The sequence below is a fragment of the Hoyosella levis genome (assembly GCF_026008515.1).
GTDB lineage: Bacteria > Actinomycetota > Actinomycetes > Mycobacteriales > Mycobacteriaceae > Lolliginicoccus > Lolliginicoccus levis.
Genome location: NZ_BQYM01000011.1, coordinates 104236 through 120879 on the forward strand (window position 1 = coordinate 104236; position 16644 = coordinate 120879).

The 16644-nt window shown below is 68.9% G+C and carries 14 protein-coding genes; 11 read left to right on the forward strand and 3 right to left on the reverse strand.

Annotated elements, in window-relative coordinates:
* Nucleotides 1-2 precede the first annotated feature (2 nt).
* Genes QC765_RS13070 through QC765_RS13080 form a run of 3 tightly spaced genes read right to left on the reverse strand, consistent with a single transcriptional unit; the run spans nt 3 to nt 3123 of the window.
* Nucleotides 3-878 (reverse strand): carotenoid biosynthesis protein, encoded by an 876-nt coding sequence (locus tag QC765_RS13070; protein ID WP_278314885.1) that lies wholly within the window; start codon nt 876-878, stop codon nt 3-5.
* A complete protein-coding gene (locus QC765_RS13075) occupies nt 875-2458 on the reverse strand; it encodes a phytoene desaturase family protein (protein WP_278314886.1) in 1584 nt (527 codons plus the stop codon). The genes QC765_RS13070 and QC765_RS13075 overlap by 4 nt, the downstream gene beginning before the upstream one ends.
* Before the next feature lie 11 nt (nt 2459-2469).
* The gene (locus QC765_RS13080; protein WP_278314887.1) at nt 2470-3123 is read right to left on the reverse strand and encodes a GNAT family N-acetyltransferase; all 654 of its coding nucleotides are present in this window, start codon (nt 3121-3123) and stop codon (nt 2470-2472) included.
* A gap of 264 nt (nt 3124-3387) precedes the next feature.
* Here QC765_RS13080 and QC765_RS13085 point away from each other — a divergent pair, with 264 nt between their 5' ends.
* From QC765_RS13085 to ftsW, 11 genes are all read left to right on the forward strand, one after another.
* Nucleotides 3388-3741 carry an SAV_6107 family HEPN domain-containing protein gene (locus QC765_RS13085; protein ID WP_278314888.1) on the forward strand — a complete coding sequence of 118 codons (354 nt, stop codon included), beginning with the start codon at nt 3388-3390 and terminating at the stop codon, nt 3739-3741.
* A gap of 198 nt (nt 3742-3939) precedes the next feature.
* Nucleotides 3940-4371 carry an SCO2097 family morphological protein gene (locus tag QC765_RS13090; RefSeq protein ID WP_278314889.1) on the forward strand — a complete coding sequence of 144 codons (432 nt, stop codon included), beginning with the start codon at nt 3940-3942 and terminating at the stop codon, nt 4369-4371.
* 483 nt (nt 4372-4854) lie between these two features.
* Nucleotides 4855-5286 carry a division/cell wall cluster transcriptional repressor MraZ gene (mraZ, locus tag QC765_RS13095; protein ID WP_278314890.1) on the forward strand — a complete coding sequence of 144 codons (432 nt, stop codon included), beginning with the start codon at nt 4855-4857 and terminating at the stop codon, nt 5284-5286.
* A gap of 232 nt (nt 5287-5518) precedes the next feature.
* Entirely contained in the window at nt 5519-6511 is a 993-nt protein-coding gene (rsmH, locus tag QC765_RS13100; protein ID WP_278314891.1) for a 16S rRNA (cytosine(1402)-N(4))-methyltransferase RsmH, read from the forward strand.
* Nucleotides 6508-7239: a cell division protein FtsL gene (gene ftsL, locus QC765_RS13105; RefSeq protein ID WP_278314892.1), complete on the forward strand. Its 732-nt coding sequence runs from the start codon at nt 6508-6510 to the stop codon at nt 7237-7239. The genes rsmH and ftsL overlap by 4 nt, the downstream gene beginning before the upstream one ends.
* A 104-nt stretch (nt 7240-7343) precedes the next feature.
* Entirely contained in the window at nt 7344-9116 is a 1773-nt protein-coding gene (locus QC765_RS13110) for a peptidoglycan D,D-transpeptidase FtsI family protein (protein ID WP_278314893.1), read from the forward strand.
* Between the two features lie 142 nt (nt 9117-9258).
* Nucleotides 9259-10893, forward strand: coding sequence for a UDP-N-acetylmuramoyl-L-alanyl-D-glutamate--2,6-diaminopimelate ligase (locus QC765_RS13115; RefSeq protein ID WP_278314894.1), 1635 nt, complete (start codon nt 9259-9261; stop codon nt 10891-10893).
* Complete coding sequence (locus QC765_RS13120) at nt 10890-12434, forward strand: UDP-N-acetylmuramoyl-tripeptide--D-alanyl-D-alanine ligase (protein ID WP_278314895.1); 1545 nt, start codon at nt 10890-10892, stop codon at nt 12432-12434. Before QC765_RS13115 ends, QC765_RS13120 begins: the two co-directional genes overlap by 4 nt.
* Entirely contained in the window at nt 12431-13513 is a 1083-nt protein-coding gene (mraY, locus tag QC765_RS13125; protein ID WP_278314896.1) for a phospho-N-acetylmuramoyl-pentapeptide-transferase, read from the forward strand. Before QC765_RS13120 ends, mraY begins: the two co-directional genes overlap by 4 nt.
* Before the next feature lie 3 nt (nt 13514-13516).
* A complete protein-coding gene (murD, locus tag QC765_RS13130) occupies nt 13517-15031 on the forward strand; it encodes a UDP-N-acetylmuramoyl-L-alanine--D-glutamate ligase (protein ID WP_278314897.1) in 1515 nt (504 codons plus the stop codon).
* On the forward strand, nt 15031-16635 hold the full coding sequence (gene ftsW / locus QC765_RS13135) for a putative lipid II flippase FtsW (protein WP_278314898.1): 1605 nt from the start codon (nt 15031-15033) through the stop codon (nt 16633-16635). The genes murD and ftsW overlap by 1 nt, the downstream gene beginning before the upstream one ends.
* The last annotated feature ends 9 nt before the right edge of the window (nt 16636-16644 follow it).

A 16644-nucleotide genomic window follows, 5' to 3' on the forward strand; every position in this document is an offset into this window, starting at 1 on the left:
GGCTATCGTGCCAGGTCGTTCGCGCCTCGTGCGCGAGGGTGGCGGGGTTTGCCATGCATCCGTGATCTCCAGGGCCGGATGCGACGAGCGGCCAGGAGCAGCGGAACGCCCGTGATCGCCATGCCAACGAACCCATAGACGGCCGAAAGGCGCAGGTCAGGAAGGAACACCAGGTGCGCGACGGCGGATCCCAGCCACGTCCAGATGAACAATGCCAGGGGTGCAGCGTCCCGTCGCATCTGGGTCCGCGGCGAGGACGCGGGAACCGGGTCGGCGAAAGCGAGAAGCGTGGCGATGCATAGCGCGACCAGTGCCCAGCCCGCATAGTTCGACAGAGGAATAGGGAAGCCTGGCAGGGTGGGGCCTTGCGCGCACCAGGACCAGTAGCCGGCCGTGACCATTTGCGGATCGAGGTACAGGTCCCACGCGACAATGGTGGCTCCCGTGAGGGGCACCCGTATCCACTGGCGGCCACGGGGCAGCAGGGACGCCACGGCCGAGGCCGCGCACCAGGCCGGATAGCTCCCGCCCACCCAGGCCAGCGGGACGATCACCGGGACGTCGGCGATGGCGGGGCCAAGCCGGTCAAGGGCGTACTCGTAGCAACCGAACGGGAAGCCCGTCGCCACACCGATCGCCTCCGCGGCGAGGCCACCACCAGCCGCGCCGACTAGCAGCGTGAGCGCGAATGCAGTGCCGCGGGAGGCGAGGGCGTGCACGAGCGCGGCGACCGCCAGGAGGATCACCACGAGCGCGGTCACCGTATCGGCGAGAGTGCCCTCGGCCAGGGGGAAAACGATCTGGGCCAGGATCGCCGCGAGCGACAGCAGGACCGCCATGCACGCGAGCCAGGACCCGCGCGGACGGGAGGATGTCATCGTGGCCACGCGACGCGGTGCCGCAGGTTCCCGAAGCGTGCATCGCGCAGAGCAAGCCGTGCGGCGCTACGCCCGCTGAAACCGGAGACGCCGCCGCCGGGATGGGTCGAGGCCCCGGTGAGGTAGAAGCCCGGCGCGGCCGGGACCCGATGCTGCGCGAGCTGCGGCACAGGGCGCCACAGCATCATCTGGTCAAGCCCCATCTCCACGTGCATGACATTGCCGCCGAGGAGGCCGAGCTCGGTGGCCAGTGACTTGGGTGTCTGGACGTAGCGGTCAAGGAGCTGCGCGGAGAGCCCGGGGGCGTAGCGCTCGAGCTCGGCGATGATCCGGTCGCACTCCTGGTCGGCGACGTCATCCCAGTCGTGGTCCCGCAGCGTGTAGGGCTGCCACTGGGACCACAGCGTGAGCTGGTGCTCGCCGGGCGGAGCAAGCGTGGGATCGATCGCGCTGAAGGCCATCGCGAGCGCGACGGGTCGCTCGGCGCGGTCCCCGGCAAGCATCGCGCCATGGGCGCGCCGCAGGTGGGATCGATCGGTGGCGAGGAGCTGCAGGCCGGCGAGCACGGAGTCGCCGTCCGGTCCCGCGGAGGGGTACGAGGGCAGCGCCGAGGAGCGCAGCCGCACCGCCATTCCGAGCCCTGGACCCACCCGGATGCGGCGCCGCCAGGTCTCGATCCGTCGCGCATCGTATCCGCCGCGGGCAAGCATATCGAGAGTGGTGAGCACGTGGCAGCCAGCGATGACGGTGGCGGCGCGATGCTGCTTGCCTGAAGTGGTCGTGACGATCCATTCACTGCCGTCGCGCTCCACGCAATCGACGGCATCGCCGAGGAGGATGCGCCCGCCATCCTCGCTCAGGCGCGCTGCCAGAGCCTCGGTGAGCGCGCCGCTGCCACCCACGGGGCGCCCCGGGGGCAGGGCATGCATGAGCGCCGCGAATCCCACCATCGGGGCAGTGCCCGGCTCGGAGACAGGCGGCCCGGACTGGGCGCCGAACCAGGCGAGCGCCGCCTTGAGCCGCTCGCTGTCGAAGTAGTAGTCGAGGAGCGCATCACCGCTGGCGAGGAACTCACGGGAGAGCTGAGCAGGGTCGCCATCAGTGTCCAGGCCCCAGAACGACCTGATCAGGGAGGCGGGTGCCGGTGGCCGCGCGAACGCGCGCATCACTTTCTGGCTGCGCGGCGCCCAGTCATGGACGAAGCTCCGGTACGCGCGCGCGTCCCGGGGGCCGCAGGCACGGTGGATCGACTCGCAGGTGGCGTCGAGGTCCTGGTGGAACACGATGCCCGGCTCCCCGGTGCCGGGCTCGGCGGGCGCGAAGGCCCAGGGGTCGCACTCGAGGTAGCGCAGCCCGTGCCGGGACAGCCCGAGGTCCTCGATAATGCCGCTGTGGCGGATCATCAGGTGCGCGGAGGAGCCGCGATCGACACGATGGCCGGGGAAGCGCTCGACTGTCGATACGGCGCCGCCGATGACGGTATCGCGCTCGAGGACCGTGGTCGTCCACCCGGCCCGCGCCAGGTAGCAGGCGCTGGTCAGCGCATTGTGGCCGGATCCGATGATGATGGCGTCGCTCACGATGCCCGAGCCTATGCGGTGGTCGTCGCGAGCGGCAGGGCGCGCCCCAGCACGGCGAAGGCGCGGGGGTCCCCGTCGAACCGGAAGTCGCGGAGGACATCCTCGAAGCCGCGCCGCCGGTAGAGCCGCCACGCGCGATTGGACTCGCCCACCACCTCGGGAGTGGAGAGAAGCACCCGGGATGCGGGGCATCCGGCGAGGAGCTGGCCGAGCAGCGCATCGCCCAGCCCGTTTCCCTGGGCCGAGGGGTGGATATGCAGCTCGGTGAGCTCGAAGTAGTCCTGGAGGAGCTGCGCGGCCGCCGCGCTTCCGTGCGTCCGGGTGAGGCCGCGGCGGACCTGCTCGTACCACCATTGCTGGCTGGCTCCCGTGTAGCCGTATGCGATGCCGAGGAGCGTGCCGTGGAGGTCGGCCTGGGGCAGTGCCGCGTGGGCAGGGCGGTCGTGCGCGCGGGGCGGCGCGAGGACAGCGGCCGCTCGCCAGCCGGGTCGCAGGGCATGCTCGGCCCACATCGGGGCTCGCCGCCGAGCGACGGATGCGGGGTATCCCATGGCCTGGACATAGATCGTGAGCGCCTCGTGGAGGCGGTCGCGCATCTGTGCCGGGGTGAGATCGGCGACGTACGGCTGCTGCACTGCGGTAGCGATCCTCGGGAGGCGGGTCATGGACAGGGAAAAGTGTCAGGCCTGCGCGTTATCGTAGTTCTATCGAACATGGGTTCGATGCCGCGGCTCGTCCTGCCGGATCACGGCTCGACCGTTGGCCCCAGGCTCTCGGTTGATCCTACTGGCTGCTTGGCGGGCTTCGCGATCGCCGCGTGCCGGGTTGCCCGGCGGGAAGGAGGTTGGCGGATGCGTCCGGAAACCCGTCGTAGGTTGTCGTGCACGGGCCCGGGAGGCCCGGCGCCCGCGAGCGCGCAGGCACAGTCGATGCTGAGGAGGGCTGATGCGTTCTGCGCCGAGGCGGGGCTCGCCGAGCACCCGGAGGAGCGGTTCCGCGCCTCGTACCTCGCCGCGCTGCGTGCTGCGGGCGCGGTGATCATGCTCAGCGTCCCGCGCAGCAGGAGGCGGCGCCCAGCGAGCGCCTGGGCGATGCTCGCTGCGGAAGGTGAACCGTGGGAGGGCTGGGTCGCGCGGATCGCGCCCTACTCGACGCGCCGCGCCATTGTCGATGCCGGTAGCGCGCGACCCGTCACGGCGTCGGAGGCCGATGCGCTGTTCGTGCTCGCCGGCGAGTTCGTCGATGCGGTTCATCGCCATGTCGATGTGGCGCGCAGCGCGTGATGAGCCCGGATCGCAGGGCGCTCGAGGGGCTGCGCGCCGGTCGCACGGTGGATTTCTCGAGGGTGCGACAAATCGCACAGATCATCCGTGTGGTAAGTGGCGGCGCCACGCCTTATCATAGTGGTAAGTTCTTGTCCGAATCAGGAGCCCGCCGCCACCACCGGTGCGGCTTTCACCATCAAGTGCGGGGGAGGGACCGTGCCACTCTCCGAGCACGAGCAGCGAATGCTCGAGCAGATCGAGAGCGCGCTCTACGCGGAGGATCCGAAGTTTGCCTCCCAAGTGCGCTCTGCGGGAACACGAGGCCCGTCGACGCGGCGGCGCATGCAGTTCATCGCGCTGTTCGCCGTGGGTCTTGTCCTGCTTATTGCCGGGCTCGCCCTCCCGGTGCTGATGGTAGGAGGATTCCCAGCCGTCAGCTTCCTCGGCTTCCTCGTGATGTTTGGTACGGGGGTGTGGGCACTGCTCGGCAAGCATGATTCCGGCAGTGCGAGCGCTGGCGACAAGCCGGACGCACCCACGCAGCCACCCGGCAAGACCGGGAAGACGGGGAAGAAGCCACCGAAGCGGACGTCGGGCAGCTTCTCCGAGCGAATGGAAGAACGCTTCCGCAAGCGCTTCGAGGAGTAGGCCTCTGCGCTTGCTCCAACATCACTCTCGTTCCGGGTCCAGCTCTTGCAGCTGGGCCCGGCTTTGTTGTGTCGTGCGATCGGCAGCGCTTCCCCCACTTCCACCCACGTCCCGCGCCGGATGAGGCTCCAGGGCGCGAGCCTTGAGGGCGCGGAGGGCGTAGCGCGTGCATCGAGGGCGTGAGCGTGCGAGAAGCGTCAGGCTTCGGCCCCGGAACTGTCGTTTTTCGCACTCTTTCGCACTCTGGAGCAATGCCGACCTGCACGCCGGAGCGCCGCAGCCCACCAGTGCCCTGGGGTCGAGAGTCGCGGCAGGCCAAAGCCCCCCACCATGCGTCGGGCGCGCTAGCTGAGGATATCCCCGCGTTTTCGTTGGCAACACGTCTGTAATTGATTGCAGGTGGGGGAAAGTGGGGTAACGTGGTGGCCGGTGGAACACGAGGGTGAATCACCTGGGCTTGCGTGTTGAGGAGGTGTCGACGACGTGTTCTTCGGCACGTACACGCCCAAGCTTGATGACAAGGGACGACTGACGCTTCCGGCTCGGTTCCGGGAACTACTGGCAGGAGGGGTGATGGTGGCCAAGGGCCAGGATCACAGTCTTTCTGTCTACCCGCGTGCCGAGTTCCTGGAGCTCGCGCGCAAGGCTTCCGCGATGTCGAGGAGTGACCCGAGCGCGCGCGCGTTCATCCGCGGCCTGGCCGCGGGAGCGGACGAGCAGCACCTTGACGCGCAGGGGCGGATCAGCATCTCGTCGGCACACCGGCAATGGGCTGGCCTGCAGAAGGAATGCGTGGTGGTGGGATCCGTCGATTTCATCGAGATCTGGGACTCCACCGCATGGGACAGCTACCTCTCGGACAACGAGGAGGGCTACTCGACAGCAGCGGACGAGGTGTTGAAGGAAATTCTGTAGCGATTGCAGTGATTGATGCCCCTGTCGGCACATGAGCGGATAACGACCAGCCAGGTGCGGCGTGGCCTCTATCCGGTTAGGCCCCTGACGTACTTCCCCAACGCCAGGTGCCCTTACCGGATGGGGACCACGCCGCACACGATGCAGGCGTAGTCCGGCCGCAGTCGTGAACGACCACGTTATGCCCCGAGCCTTCAGCGATACCCCAGCCGATATTCGTGTAGGAGCGTGCATGAGCGAGCCGATGCCCGAGCATCATCGCGAGACCGCCGAGCGTCACCTCCCGGTCATGGCGGACCGGGCGGTCGAGCTGCTCGGCCCCGCGATCGATTCCCCTGGCTCGGTGCTGGTCGATGGAACGCTCGGGCTGGCTGGCCATGCGGAGCGCTTCCTCGTGGAGTACCCGGAGCTCGTGCTCGTGGGCCTCGACCGCGACACGAACGCGCTGCGGCTCGCTGGCGAGCGGCTGCGCCCGTTCCAGGACCGCGTCCATCTGGTCCATACCCGTTTCGACGACATCGACGACGCCTTGCAGCAAGCAGGGATCGCGGGTTCCGCGGTATCAGGGGTCCTTCTGGACCTCGGCGTCTCCTCGATGCAGCTCGATGAGCAGGATCGGGGCTTCTCCTACTCGACGGACGCGCCGCTCGACATGCGCATGGATACGACGTCGGAGCTGACGGCCGCGGATGTGGTCAATACCTATAGCGCCGCCGACATCGCCCGGGTCCTCTCGATGTATGGCGAGGAGCGGTTCGCGAGACGGATCGCCGGAGAGATCGTCAAGCAGCGCGCGCAGGAACCGTTCACCACCAGCGGTCCGCTCGTAGAGCTCCTTTACCGGGCGATACCCGCGGCCACGCGGCGAACCGGCGGGCACCCCGCGAAACGCACTTTCCAGGCCCTGCGGATCGAGGTCAATGGTGAGCTCGACGCCTTGCACGGGGTGCTCGGGCCCGCGCTTGACTCGCTCCGCATCGGCGGCCGCATCGCCATCATGTCCTACCACTCGCTCGAGGATCGCATCGTCAAGCGGGCGCTCGCCGAGCGGTGCGCCTCCCGGACCCCACCCGGCCTGCCCGTCGAGCTACCGGGCGCGGGACCCGAGTTCCGGCTCCTCACGCGCGGCGCGGAGCGAGCGAGCGAGGCGGAAGCCGCATCCAATCCTCGAGCGGTGCCCGTGAGGCTCCGGGCCGCTGAACGGATCGCAAGGAGAGAAGCATGACCACCTTCACCCCGCCGCGCAAGCGCAAGGACATCACGAGGCGCGGCAACAGGTCCGGTCCAGGATCGGGGCTCTCGCCGGCCGCGCGGCGAGCCTACGAGCGCCGTTCCAGCCGGGATGGCGGATCGGCAGGGGCATCGCGGGCCCAGATCGCGAACGTCGTGCGGAGCCAGGCCAGCCGCATCCCCTTCGTCGCACTGATCATCGCGATGCTGGTCGCTGGGCTCGCGCTCACCTTGCTCCTGTCCACCCAAGCGGCGCAGCAGGCGTACCAGATCTCTGAGCAGAAGCTCGAGACCAAGAAGCTCTCCGAGACGAGGGAGGCGCTCTTTCGCGATGTCGCGCTCGGTCGCTCCGCCCCCGCGCTCGCTCAAGCGGCAGGGGAGCTGGGCATGATCCCCGCGCCCGCGCCGGCGTACCTGACCGTTGCCGCGGACGGAAGCGTGACCCTCCACGGCGAGCCTACTGCCGCTTCGGGCTCGCCCCTGCCACCATTCAATATCGAGCCCGCGAATCCGTCCGAGACTGGTCCTCGGTCGGGCTCGGCGGAGCGCGAGCTCGAGGTAATGGTGCCGATTCCCGTCGATGAGCTGCCAACGCCCGGGCAGCTTCCAGCGCTTGGCCTCGACGGCGTGCCCGTGGAGACGCTGAGCCCCGTCGTTCCCGGGCCGGACGGCCCCACGAACGCAGTGAACCCAACACCGGAGAACAGCGCAGAGCAACCGTGACGACTGGCCGTCCACAAGCACAACGTCCGCGAACGAAGCGCCCTAGGCGCGCTACCGCTCGCGCCACCACCGCAGGCCCGCGCTACCGCATAGCCGGACTTGCCATGTCCATGGCGCTGGGCCTGATCATCGTGCAACTGATCAATGTGCAGGGAATCTCGGCGAGCAGGCTGTCCGAGCAGGCCGCGCTGCAGCGAACGGTGTCGCTGATCGATCCAGCAAAACGAGGCGCTATCACGGATCGCGATGGCGCCATGCTGTCGTTCACCACCCAGGCGCGCGCGCTGACCTTCCAGCCGCAACGCATCCGCGAGCAGCTCGAGCAGCAGCAGGAGACCGACCCCGAGGCGCCTGATCCGGACGCGCGGCTGCGGGAGATCGCACGTGGCGTGTCGAAGGCGCTCGACGAGCGTGTCACCGAGCGGACGCTGCGCCGCCAGCTCTTCAGCGACACCACCTTCGTCTACCTCGCGCGCAACGTCGATCCGGCCGTCGCCACCGACATCAGGGAGGAGTTCCCGGAGGTAGGTGCCGAGCGGCAGGATATCCGCCAGTACCCGGGTGGAGCGCTCGCCGCCAACGTTGTCGGCTCGACCGGCTGGGACGGCCACGGGCTGCTCGGTCTCGAGCGATCCATGGATGCTCAGCTCGCCGGGCGCAATGGCTCGCGCACCTACGACCGCAGCGAGGATGGCGCCGTCATTCCTGGCAGCACGCGCGATGTCGTCCCGGCCGAGGATGGCGTGACGATCGAGCTGACCCTTGACAATGACGTGCAGTTCTTCGTGCAGCAACAGATCGAGATGGCGGTGGACCTTTCCGGCGCGCGCGCTGGTTCGATCCTGGTGCAGGACGCGGCCACTGGCGAGGTCATCGCGATCGCAAATGACGATACGTTCAACCCAGCGCTAGGACTCGCCTCCCCGGAGAACCAGGTCTCGGTGCTGGGCAACCCCGCGGTGAGCACGCCCTTCGAGCCAGGCTCGGTCGCGAAGATCGTGACGGCTGCCGCGGCCATAGAGGACGATCTCACCTCGCCCGACGAGGTCCTGCAGGTCGATGGCGAGATCGATATGGCTGGGGTCACCGTCAAGGATGCGTGGAAGCATGGTGTAGTCCCTTTCACGACGACGGGCATCTTCGGCAAGTCATCCAACGTGGGCACCCTGATGCTGGCCAAGCGGATCGGCGAGGAACGGTTCGCGGAGATGCTGTGGCGATTCGGCGTGGGCCTGCCCACCGGCATCGAACTGCCTGGAGAGAGCACCGGCATGGTCCCGCCCCTCGACACCTGGGGCGGCGGCACCTTCGCCAACATGCCAATCGGGCAAGGCATGTCCATGACCCTGCTGCAGATGTCCGGCATCTACCAGGCCATCGCCAACGACGGCGTGCGCATCCCGCCGCGGATCATCAACGCGGTCGTTGATCCATCGGGCAACCGCACCGAACCGACGCCGCCCGAGCCTGTCCAGGTAGTGAGCCCGGAGACCGCCCGGATCGTGCGGGACATGTTCCGCAGCGTCGTCCAGTCCGATCCCATGGGGTACCAGCAGGGAACGGGAGCATCCGCCGCCGTGCCGGGATACCAGATCTCGGGCAAGACGGGCACCGCCCAGCAGGTGGATCCCGATTGCAGTTGCTACTCCGATTCGCTGCACTGGATCACCTTTGCCGGCATGGCCCCCGCCGATGATCCCCGCTACGTGATCTCGATCATGCTCGACGCGCCAGTCCGGGGCGTCGATGGCGGTGGCGGCACCTCGGCGGCTCCGCTGTTCAGCACGGTCGCGTCCTGGCTGCTCCAGCGCGACAACGTGCCGCTCTCGCCCGAGGCGCCCCGCCTGGTCATCGACACCAGCGCGCCAGGCTTGTGAGCAGCCCGAGCGAGGGACAACGGGACGATTCCCCCGGGCGCCGTGTGTGGCGCTGGGCGGGACGGTAACGTTTCGCAATGCCGGGCACGCGCCCGGACCTTGCCAGGACAGCACGACGCAGCGGATCGAGAGGAGCGGGCACGTGGCCCACGGACAGCACGCGAGGACCCCGCGCCCCACTACCCTCGCCCCCGTTCCTCTTGCCGAGCTAGCCAGCCTCGCGGGCGCCACGATCGATGACAATGCGGGACGTCCTCGTGACGACCTCGACCCGGACCTCGACCCGGACCTCGACTCGGCCCTCAACGTGGCCGGAGTGGAGCTGCGAGCGCAAGACATTCGACCCGGGGACCTGTTCGCAGCGCTGCCCGGCGCGCGGGCGCACGGAGCCGCATTCGTTGACCAGGCTGTCGAGCACGGGGCCATCGCGGTGCTCACCGATGCCGCAGGCGCGGAGCTGATCAAGCAGGCCGGCGTGCAGGTTCCGCTACTGCTCCACGAGGCTCCCCGCTCGGTACTGGGCGCGGTGGCCGCGCGGATCTATGGCAATCCGTCGGACCACCTCACCCTCATCGGCATCACCGGCACCTCGGGCAAGACAACCACCGCGTACCTCGTCGAGGGCGGTCTCGCCGCGGCCGGGCACAAGGCCGGGCTGATCGGGACCGTCGAGACGCGCATCGCCGGGGAACCCATCGCCAGCGCGCTCACTACCCCAGAGGCACCCCAGTTGCAGGCATTGCTCGCCGTGATGGTCGAGCGCGGCATCTCCCACGTCGTGATGGAGGTATCCAGCCATGCCCTCGCGCTCGGGCGCGTGGACGGCTGCCGGTTCGCGGTCGGCGGCTTCACCAACCTCTCCCAGGATCATCTCGATTTCCACAAGGACCTCGACGACTACTTCGGTGCCAAGGCGCAGCTCTTCGACGGCCGGTCGCGCCCGGCTGCGGAACGCGCGGTGATCTGCGTCGACGATCACTGGGGCAGCCGCATGACCGATCGCGCTACCGGTGAGGTGACCACCGTATCGGCCGATGGACACCTCGCCAGCTGGGTGGCGCGCGCCCCGGAGGTGACGGGCGTGGGGGTGCAGTCCTTCCTCGCCGAGACCGCTGCCGGCGCGCAGTATCCCGTCACGATCCTGTTGCCGGGCCGCTACAACATCGCCAATGCGTTGCTGGCGCTCGCGCTGCTCGATGCGGCTGGCGTGGATCCCGCCGCCGCGGCCGCTGGGCTGGGCGAGGTGCAGGTGCCGGGCCGCATGGAGCGGGTCGACCGGGGCCAGCCGTTCCTCGCGGTCGTTGACTACGCCCACAAGCCAGGCGCCGTGGAGGCGGTTCTCGCGACGCTGCGCGGACAGGCGCGTGGCAAGATCGTCCTGGTGCTGGGCGCTGGTGGCAACCGGGACACCGGCAAGCGAGCGCCGATGGGGGCAGCGGCGGCTCGCGGCAGCGACCTGCTGGTGGTGACCGATGACAATCCCCGTGATGAGGATCCGGCAGCCATCCGGGCCGAGGTGGTCGCTGGGGCGCTGCAGGTAGCGGAGGCGGAGCGCGCCACCATCGCGGAGACAGGTGATCGGCGCGCGGCCATCGTGGAGGCCGTGCGGTGGATCCACGCGCATGGCGTGGGCGATGACGTCGTAGTCGTCGCGGGCAAGGGCCACGAATCGGGACAGGAAGTGAAGGGCGTGAAGCAGCCGTTCGATGACAGGGTGGAACTAGCCGGGGCGATCGATGAGATCCTCGCTGCCACGACGAGCGAGGGCGTGCGATGATCCCGATGACGTTGCGGCGGATCGCCGAGGTCGTCGGCGGCGAGCTGCACGACGTGCCGGACGACTCGGTGGAGGTCACCGGTGCCGTGGAGTTCGATTCCCGCAAGGTCGAGCAGGGCGATCTCTTCCTAGCGCTGCCTGGAGCGGCTGTCGACGGGCACGAGTTCGCTGGGCGTGCTGTCGAGGCTGGGGCGGTCGCGGTGCTCGCGGCGCGCCCGGTCGGGGTGCCTGCCATCGTGGCTCCGCCGAGCACCGGGCAGCAGGGCGGGGAATGGGCTGGCACGGCCATGGCGCTCGAGCATGACACCGATGGGTCGGGCGCCGCGGTGCTCGCGGCCTTCGCGCGGCTCGCCCGGGCCAGCGTGGACGCCCTCGCCCACGACCACGGCCTCACGGTGGTGGGGGTGACCGGCTCAGCAGGAAAGACCTCGACCAAGGACTTGATCGCGGCGACGCTGGCGCCGCTGGGTTCCGTCATCGCGCCGCCTGGATCGTTCAACAACGAGATCGGCCACCCCTGGACGGCGCTGCGAGCTACCGGGGACACTGACTTCCTCGTGCTGGAGATGTCGGCCCGGGGCCCGGGCCACATCGCGGCGCTCGCGGAGACGGCCCCGCCCCGGATCGGCGTGGTGCTCAATGTCGGCACCGCCCATCTCGGCGAGTTCGGCAGCCGCGAGATGATCGCCCGGACAAAGGGCGAGCTCCCCGAATCGCTGCCGCCGGCTGATCAGGGCGGCGTCGCGATCCTCAACGCGGACGATCCGCTCGTTGCCGCGATGGCCGAGCGGACCTCGGCCCGGGTCGTGCTCGTGGGGCAGTCGGAGCAGTCACACGTGCGGGCCGTTGACCTCACCCTCGATGATCAGGCGCGCGCCACGTTCCAGCTCGTCACGCCGGACGGGGAGATCCCGGTCCGGCTCGCCGTCCACGGCGAGCACCTCGTGACCAACGCGTTGTGCGCGGCCGCCGTAGCGCTGGAGTGCGGCGCGACGCTGCAGCAGGTCGCGGACGCCCTCGCTGGCGCCAAGGGCGCATCGGGGCGACGCATGGAGGTCACTGAGCGCGCGGATGGCGTGATCATCATCAACGATTCCTACAACGCCAATCCGGATGCGGTGCGGGCCGCGCTGAAGGCCCTGGTCACGATGGGACGCAGCGGCAAGCAGCGGCAGCGGTGCTGGGCCGTGCTCGGCGAGATGGGCGAGCTCGGGGATGAGTCGGTGGTCGAGCATGATCGGATCGGGCGGCAAGCAGTCCGGCTGCTCATCGACCGGCTCCTCGTGGTCGGAACAGGGCGCCCCTCGCACGCGATGCACCAGGGAGCCGTCATGGAGGGTTCGTGGAACAACGAATCACTGCTCGTCGATGATGCTGATGCCGCGCTCGCCATTCTGCGGGATGAGCTCGCGCCCGGCGACATCGTCCTGGTGAAAGCGTCGAAAGCAGTGGGCCTGTGGACGGTCGCGGAAGCGCTGATCGCCGATGCCCCGGCAGCTCCTGCCACTGAATCCGCGGACGGAACGGAGAACCTCCAGTGACACAGATCCTGATCGCGGGCGGGCTGGCCCTCGCGGTGTCCATCCTGCTCACCCCGGTGCTGATCCGGATCCTCTCGAGGCAGGGCCTTGGCCAGGAGATCCGCGTAGACGGACCACAGTCGCACCACTCCAAGCGCGGTACCCCCTCGATGGGTGGCATCGCGATCGTGGTGGGCATCTGGGTGGGCTACTTCGGCTCGCACCTGTTTGGCATCGGCTTCGACGGCGAGGGCCCCACGGCATCGGGCATGGTGGTGCTCGGCCTCACCACGATGCTGGGCGGTGTCGGATTCCTCGATGACTACATCAAGATCCGCAAGCAGCGCAACCTCGGCCTCAACAAGACCTCGAAGCTGGTGGGACAGCTTGCCGCAGCGGTGATCTTCGGCGTGCTGCTGCTGCGGTTCCGCAACGAGGAGGGGCTCACTCCCGCGAGCCCCAACCTCTCGTACGTGCGCGAGATCTCGACGATGTCGATGTCCGCGCTGCTGTTCGTCATCTTCGTGTACTTCGTGGTCACGGCATGGTCGAACGCGGTCAACTTCACCGATGGCCTCGACGGCCTCGCCGCCGGTACCACCGCGATGGTGGTGGGCGCATACGTGATCATCACCTTCTGGCAGTACCGCAACTCCTGCGCGAACGAGATCACCGCGGGCTGCTATCACGTGCGTGATCCGCTCGACATCGCGATCCTCTGTGCCGCGGCAGGTGGCGCGTGCATCGGCTTCCTGTGGTGGAACGCCGCTCCGGCCAAGATCTTCATGGGCGACACCGGCTCCCTCGCGCTTGGCGGCCTCATCGCCGGCGTCTCCCTGACCACGAGCACCGCGCTGCTGATGATCATCGTCGGCGCGATCTTCGTCGCTGAGTTCCTGTCCGTCGTCATCCAGATCGCGGTGTTCCGCACAACCGGGCGACGCGTGTTCCGCATGGCCCCGTTCCATCACCACTTCGAGCTCGGCGGCTGGGCCGAGACCACCGTCATCATCCGGTTCTGGCTGCTCACTGCAATCGCCTGCGCGCTCGGCATCGGCCTGTTCTACGGCGAGTGGGTCGCGACATCAGGGGGCCTGTGATCCATGAGCGAGCCTTCGATCAGTGAGCTCGGTGGCCTGGCTGTCACTGTCGCGGGAGCAGGCGTCTCCGGCCTCGCCACGGTCCGTGCCCTGCTGCGCCTCGGCGCGGTCGTGCGGATCGTCGATACCCGGCAGGAAGCCCTCGACCCGGCCGTCGCGCTCGGCGCCACCGGCATCCTTCTTGCCACCCCTGGCGATGTTCCGGACGCGGCGCTCGACGGTGCCCGGTTGGTAGTGACGAGCCCGGGCTGGCGGCCCGATGCGCCCCTGCTCGACCGTGCCACTGGGCTCGGCATCCCAGTCTGGGGCGATGTCGAGCTGGCCTGGCGGCTGGACCAGTCCGGAATCCTTGGCCCCGCCCGGACCTGGCTGGCCATCACCGGCACCAACGGCAAGACCACGACGACCACCATGGTCCACTCGATCCTGACCGCCGCGGGCCTGCGCAGCACCGCCTGCGGCAATATCGGATTGCCCCTGCTCGACGCCCTCGCCGCTGGCATCGGTGACGAGCCCGGCGAGCGCAATGATGTCCTCGCCATCGAGCTCTCCTCGTTCCAGCTGCACTGGGCCCCGTCGATCCGGCCCACGGCTGGCGTCATCCTCAACATCGCCGAGGACCACCTCGACTGGCATGGCGGCATGGATGCCTACACCGTCGCCAAGCTGCAGGCCGTCACCGGTGATGTCGGCGTGCTGGGCCTCGACGACCCCGTGGCCAGCCAACTCGTGGATCGCGCGACAGCCGCGCGCATCGTGGGGTTCCGGCTGGGCGCGCCAGCCGCTGGCGAGATCGGCATCAAGGATGGCGAGCTCGTTGATCGCGCGTTCGCGGACGAACTCGTGCTGCTCCCAGCCGCGGAGGTGCGCCCCAATGGCCGTCCGGGCCTGCTCGATGGGCTTGCTGCGGCTGCGCTCGCCCGCGCTATCGGCATCGGGGCCAGCGCTATCGCCGAGGGCTTGCGCTCGCACGAGACCGGGCCGCACCGCAATGCGATCATCGCCACCGTGGCGGGGGTCCGCTACGTCGACGATTCCAAGGCCACCAATCCCCATGCCGCGGAGGCATCGCTCACGACCTATGAGCGAGTGGTATGGATCGCTGGCGGCCTGCTCAAGGGTGCATCGGTCGAGGAGCTCGTGCCTGTGGTCCGGGATCGGCTCGCTGCTGCCATCGTGATGGGCGCCGATCGGGCCGCGATCATCGAGTCAATACAGCGACACGCCCCCGAGGTTCCGGTCGTCGAGGTCGCGGCAGGCCACGATGGACTTGTGATGGCGACACTGATCAACCCCGGCGGCGCGCCCGTCCCCGCGCTCGAGATTCCTGGCCTCGACGCCGGCGAAGCGGTCGCGGACGCGGTGATGCGCCAGGCTGTCGCTGCCGCGCGCGCGTTCGCCCAGCGTGGCGATGCCGTCGTGCTCGCGCCCGCCGCCGCCTCCCTCGACATGTTCCGCGACTACGGTCATCGCGGGCGCAGCTTCGCCGAGGCAGTCACCGCGGGGGCGCGGTCCTGATGAGCGCGCAGCGCGCTGGCCAGCCAGGCGTGATCGGTGCAATCTTCGCCAGGTTCGGGGCATGGCTGAACCGCCCGATGGCATCGTTCCATCTCATCCTGTCCATCTCGGCGCTGCTGTCGATCCTGGGCCTCGTGATGGTGCTCTCCGCGTCGAGCGTGTCCGAGTACACCCGATCCGGGTCGGCGTACTCGATGTTCATCCGGCAGCTGATGTTCGTCACGGTCGGGTGGATCGCTTTCTACCTGGCGCTGCGCTTCCCGGTGCGGTTCATCAAGCGCATGGCGTTCCTCGGCGTCGTCGTCTCCACGGTCATGCTCGCTCTCGTCCTCGTTCCGGGGATCGGTGTCACGGTCAATGGCGCGCGCAGCTGGTTCCAGTTCGCGGGGTTCGCGTTCCAGCCCTCCGAGATGGCGAAGATCGCGCTCGCGCTGTGGGGCGCGGTGCTTCTCGGCGAGCGCGCCGTGCGAACCCGTAGCTCCCGCGACATGCTGTTCCCGCTGGTGCCCGGTGCGCTCGTCATCTTTACCCTCGTGGCATTGCAGCCTGACTTCTCCACGCTGGTCGTGCTGTTCTTCATCCTGCTCGCGCTGCTGTGGTTCGCGGGGCTGCCGCTGGGGTACTTCGTGGTCGGTGTGGGTGCCATCCTGTCCATCGCGGTGGTCATGGCTTTCGCGGAGGGATACCGGACGCGGCGGCTCACGTCGTTCCTCAATGCCGATGATGATCCGCTCGGGGCGAGCTACCAGGCCCGGCAGTCACAGTTCGCCCTCGCTGACGGCGGGCTCTTCGGGACCAGCCTGGGGCAGAGCCGAGCCAAGTGGAAGTTCCTCCCCGAGGCCCACAATGACTTCATCTTCGCGATCATCGGCGAGGAGCTCGGCTTCGTGGGAGCTGCGGCGGTCATCGGTATCTTCGGGCTCTTCATCTACACGGGACTGCGCATCGCGGCCCGTTCCGTGGATCCGTTCCTCCGGCTGTTCGTCGCGACCTCAACGGTGTGGGTGATCGGGCAGACGTTCATCAATCTCGGCTATGTCGTGGGATTGCTCCCCGTGACGGGCCTGCAGCTGCCCCTGATCTCGGCCGGGGGAACCTCGGCGGTGCTGACGCTGTTCATGCTCGGGATCATGGCCAACGCGGCGCGGCACGAGCCGGAGGCGATCGCTGCGGCACAGGTGGCCGCGCGGCGGAGCCGGGTGCCCCTGTTCCTGCGGCTGCCGCTGCCGGAGAAGTACAACCCGCCGCGGCCCGCGCCGCGCCGCCCCGATCCTTATGCGGGCGATTACGGCCCCCCGTGGGAATCCCCGTGGGAGCCGGGGCCACCGGCCGCCGGACCCTACCGTGGTGCTCGCCAGCCAGGACCTGCCACCGGGCGCGGGGGAGCAGCCCGGGCAGCCCGGTACCAGGACCATCTTCACCGGGATTACCTGCCCAGGGATTACCCGCCCCGGGACTACCTGCCTACTGACTACCGGCATGCGCCCGTCGTGCCGCGGAGCGGCAATCCCCAGGGACGCCGCTACCCCGGCGGCGGGAGGACTCCGCACGGCCCCATCGACCCCTACGGGGAACCGCCGCGCAGGCGGCGCGCGCGCGGCTAGTGGCGGAAC

Excerpts from the sequence above, each read along its gene's own strand:
- QC765_RS13070 (WP_278314885.1), bottom strand. The coding sequence starts at position 878 with ATGACATCCTCCCGTCCGCGCGGGTCCTGGCTCGCGTGCATGGCGGTC.
- QC765_RS13080 (WP_278314887.1), bottom strand. The coding sequence starts at position 3,123 with ATGACCCGCCTCCCGAGGATCGCTACCGCAGTGCAGCAGCCGTACGTC.
- QC765_RS13085 (WP_278314888.1), top strand. The coding sequence starts at position 3,388 with ATGCTGAGGAGGGCTGATGCGTTCTGCGCCGAGGCGGGGCTCGCCGAG.
- rsmH (WP_278314891.1), top strand. The coding sequence starts at position 5,519 with ATGAGCGAGCCGATGCCCGAGCATCATCGCGAGACCGCCGAGCGTCAC.
- ftsL (WP_278314892.1), top strand. The coding sequence starts at position 6,508 with ATGACCACCTTCACCCCGCCGCGCAAGCGCAAGGACATCACGAGGCGC.
- QC765_RS13110 (WP_278314893.1), top strand. The coding sequence starts at position 7,344 with ATGTCCATGGCGCTGGGCCTGATCATCGTGCAACTGATCAATGTGCAG.
- QC765_RS13120 (WP_278314895.1), top strand. The coding sequence starts at position 10,890 with ATGATCCCGATGACGTTGCGGCGGATCGCCGAGGTCGTCGGCGGCGAG.
- murD (WP_278314897.1), top strand. The coding sequence starts at position 13,517 with ATGAGCGAGCCTTCGATCAGTGAGCTCGGTGGCCTGGCTGTCACTGTC.
- ftsW (WP_278314898.1), top strand. The coding sequence starts at position 15,031 with ATGAGCGCGCAGCGCGCTGGCCAGCCAGGCGTGATCGGTGCAATCTTC.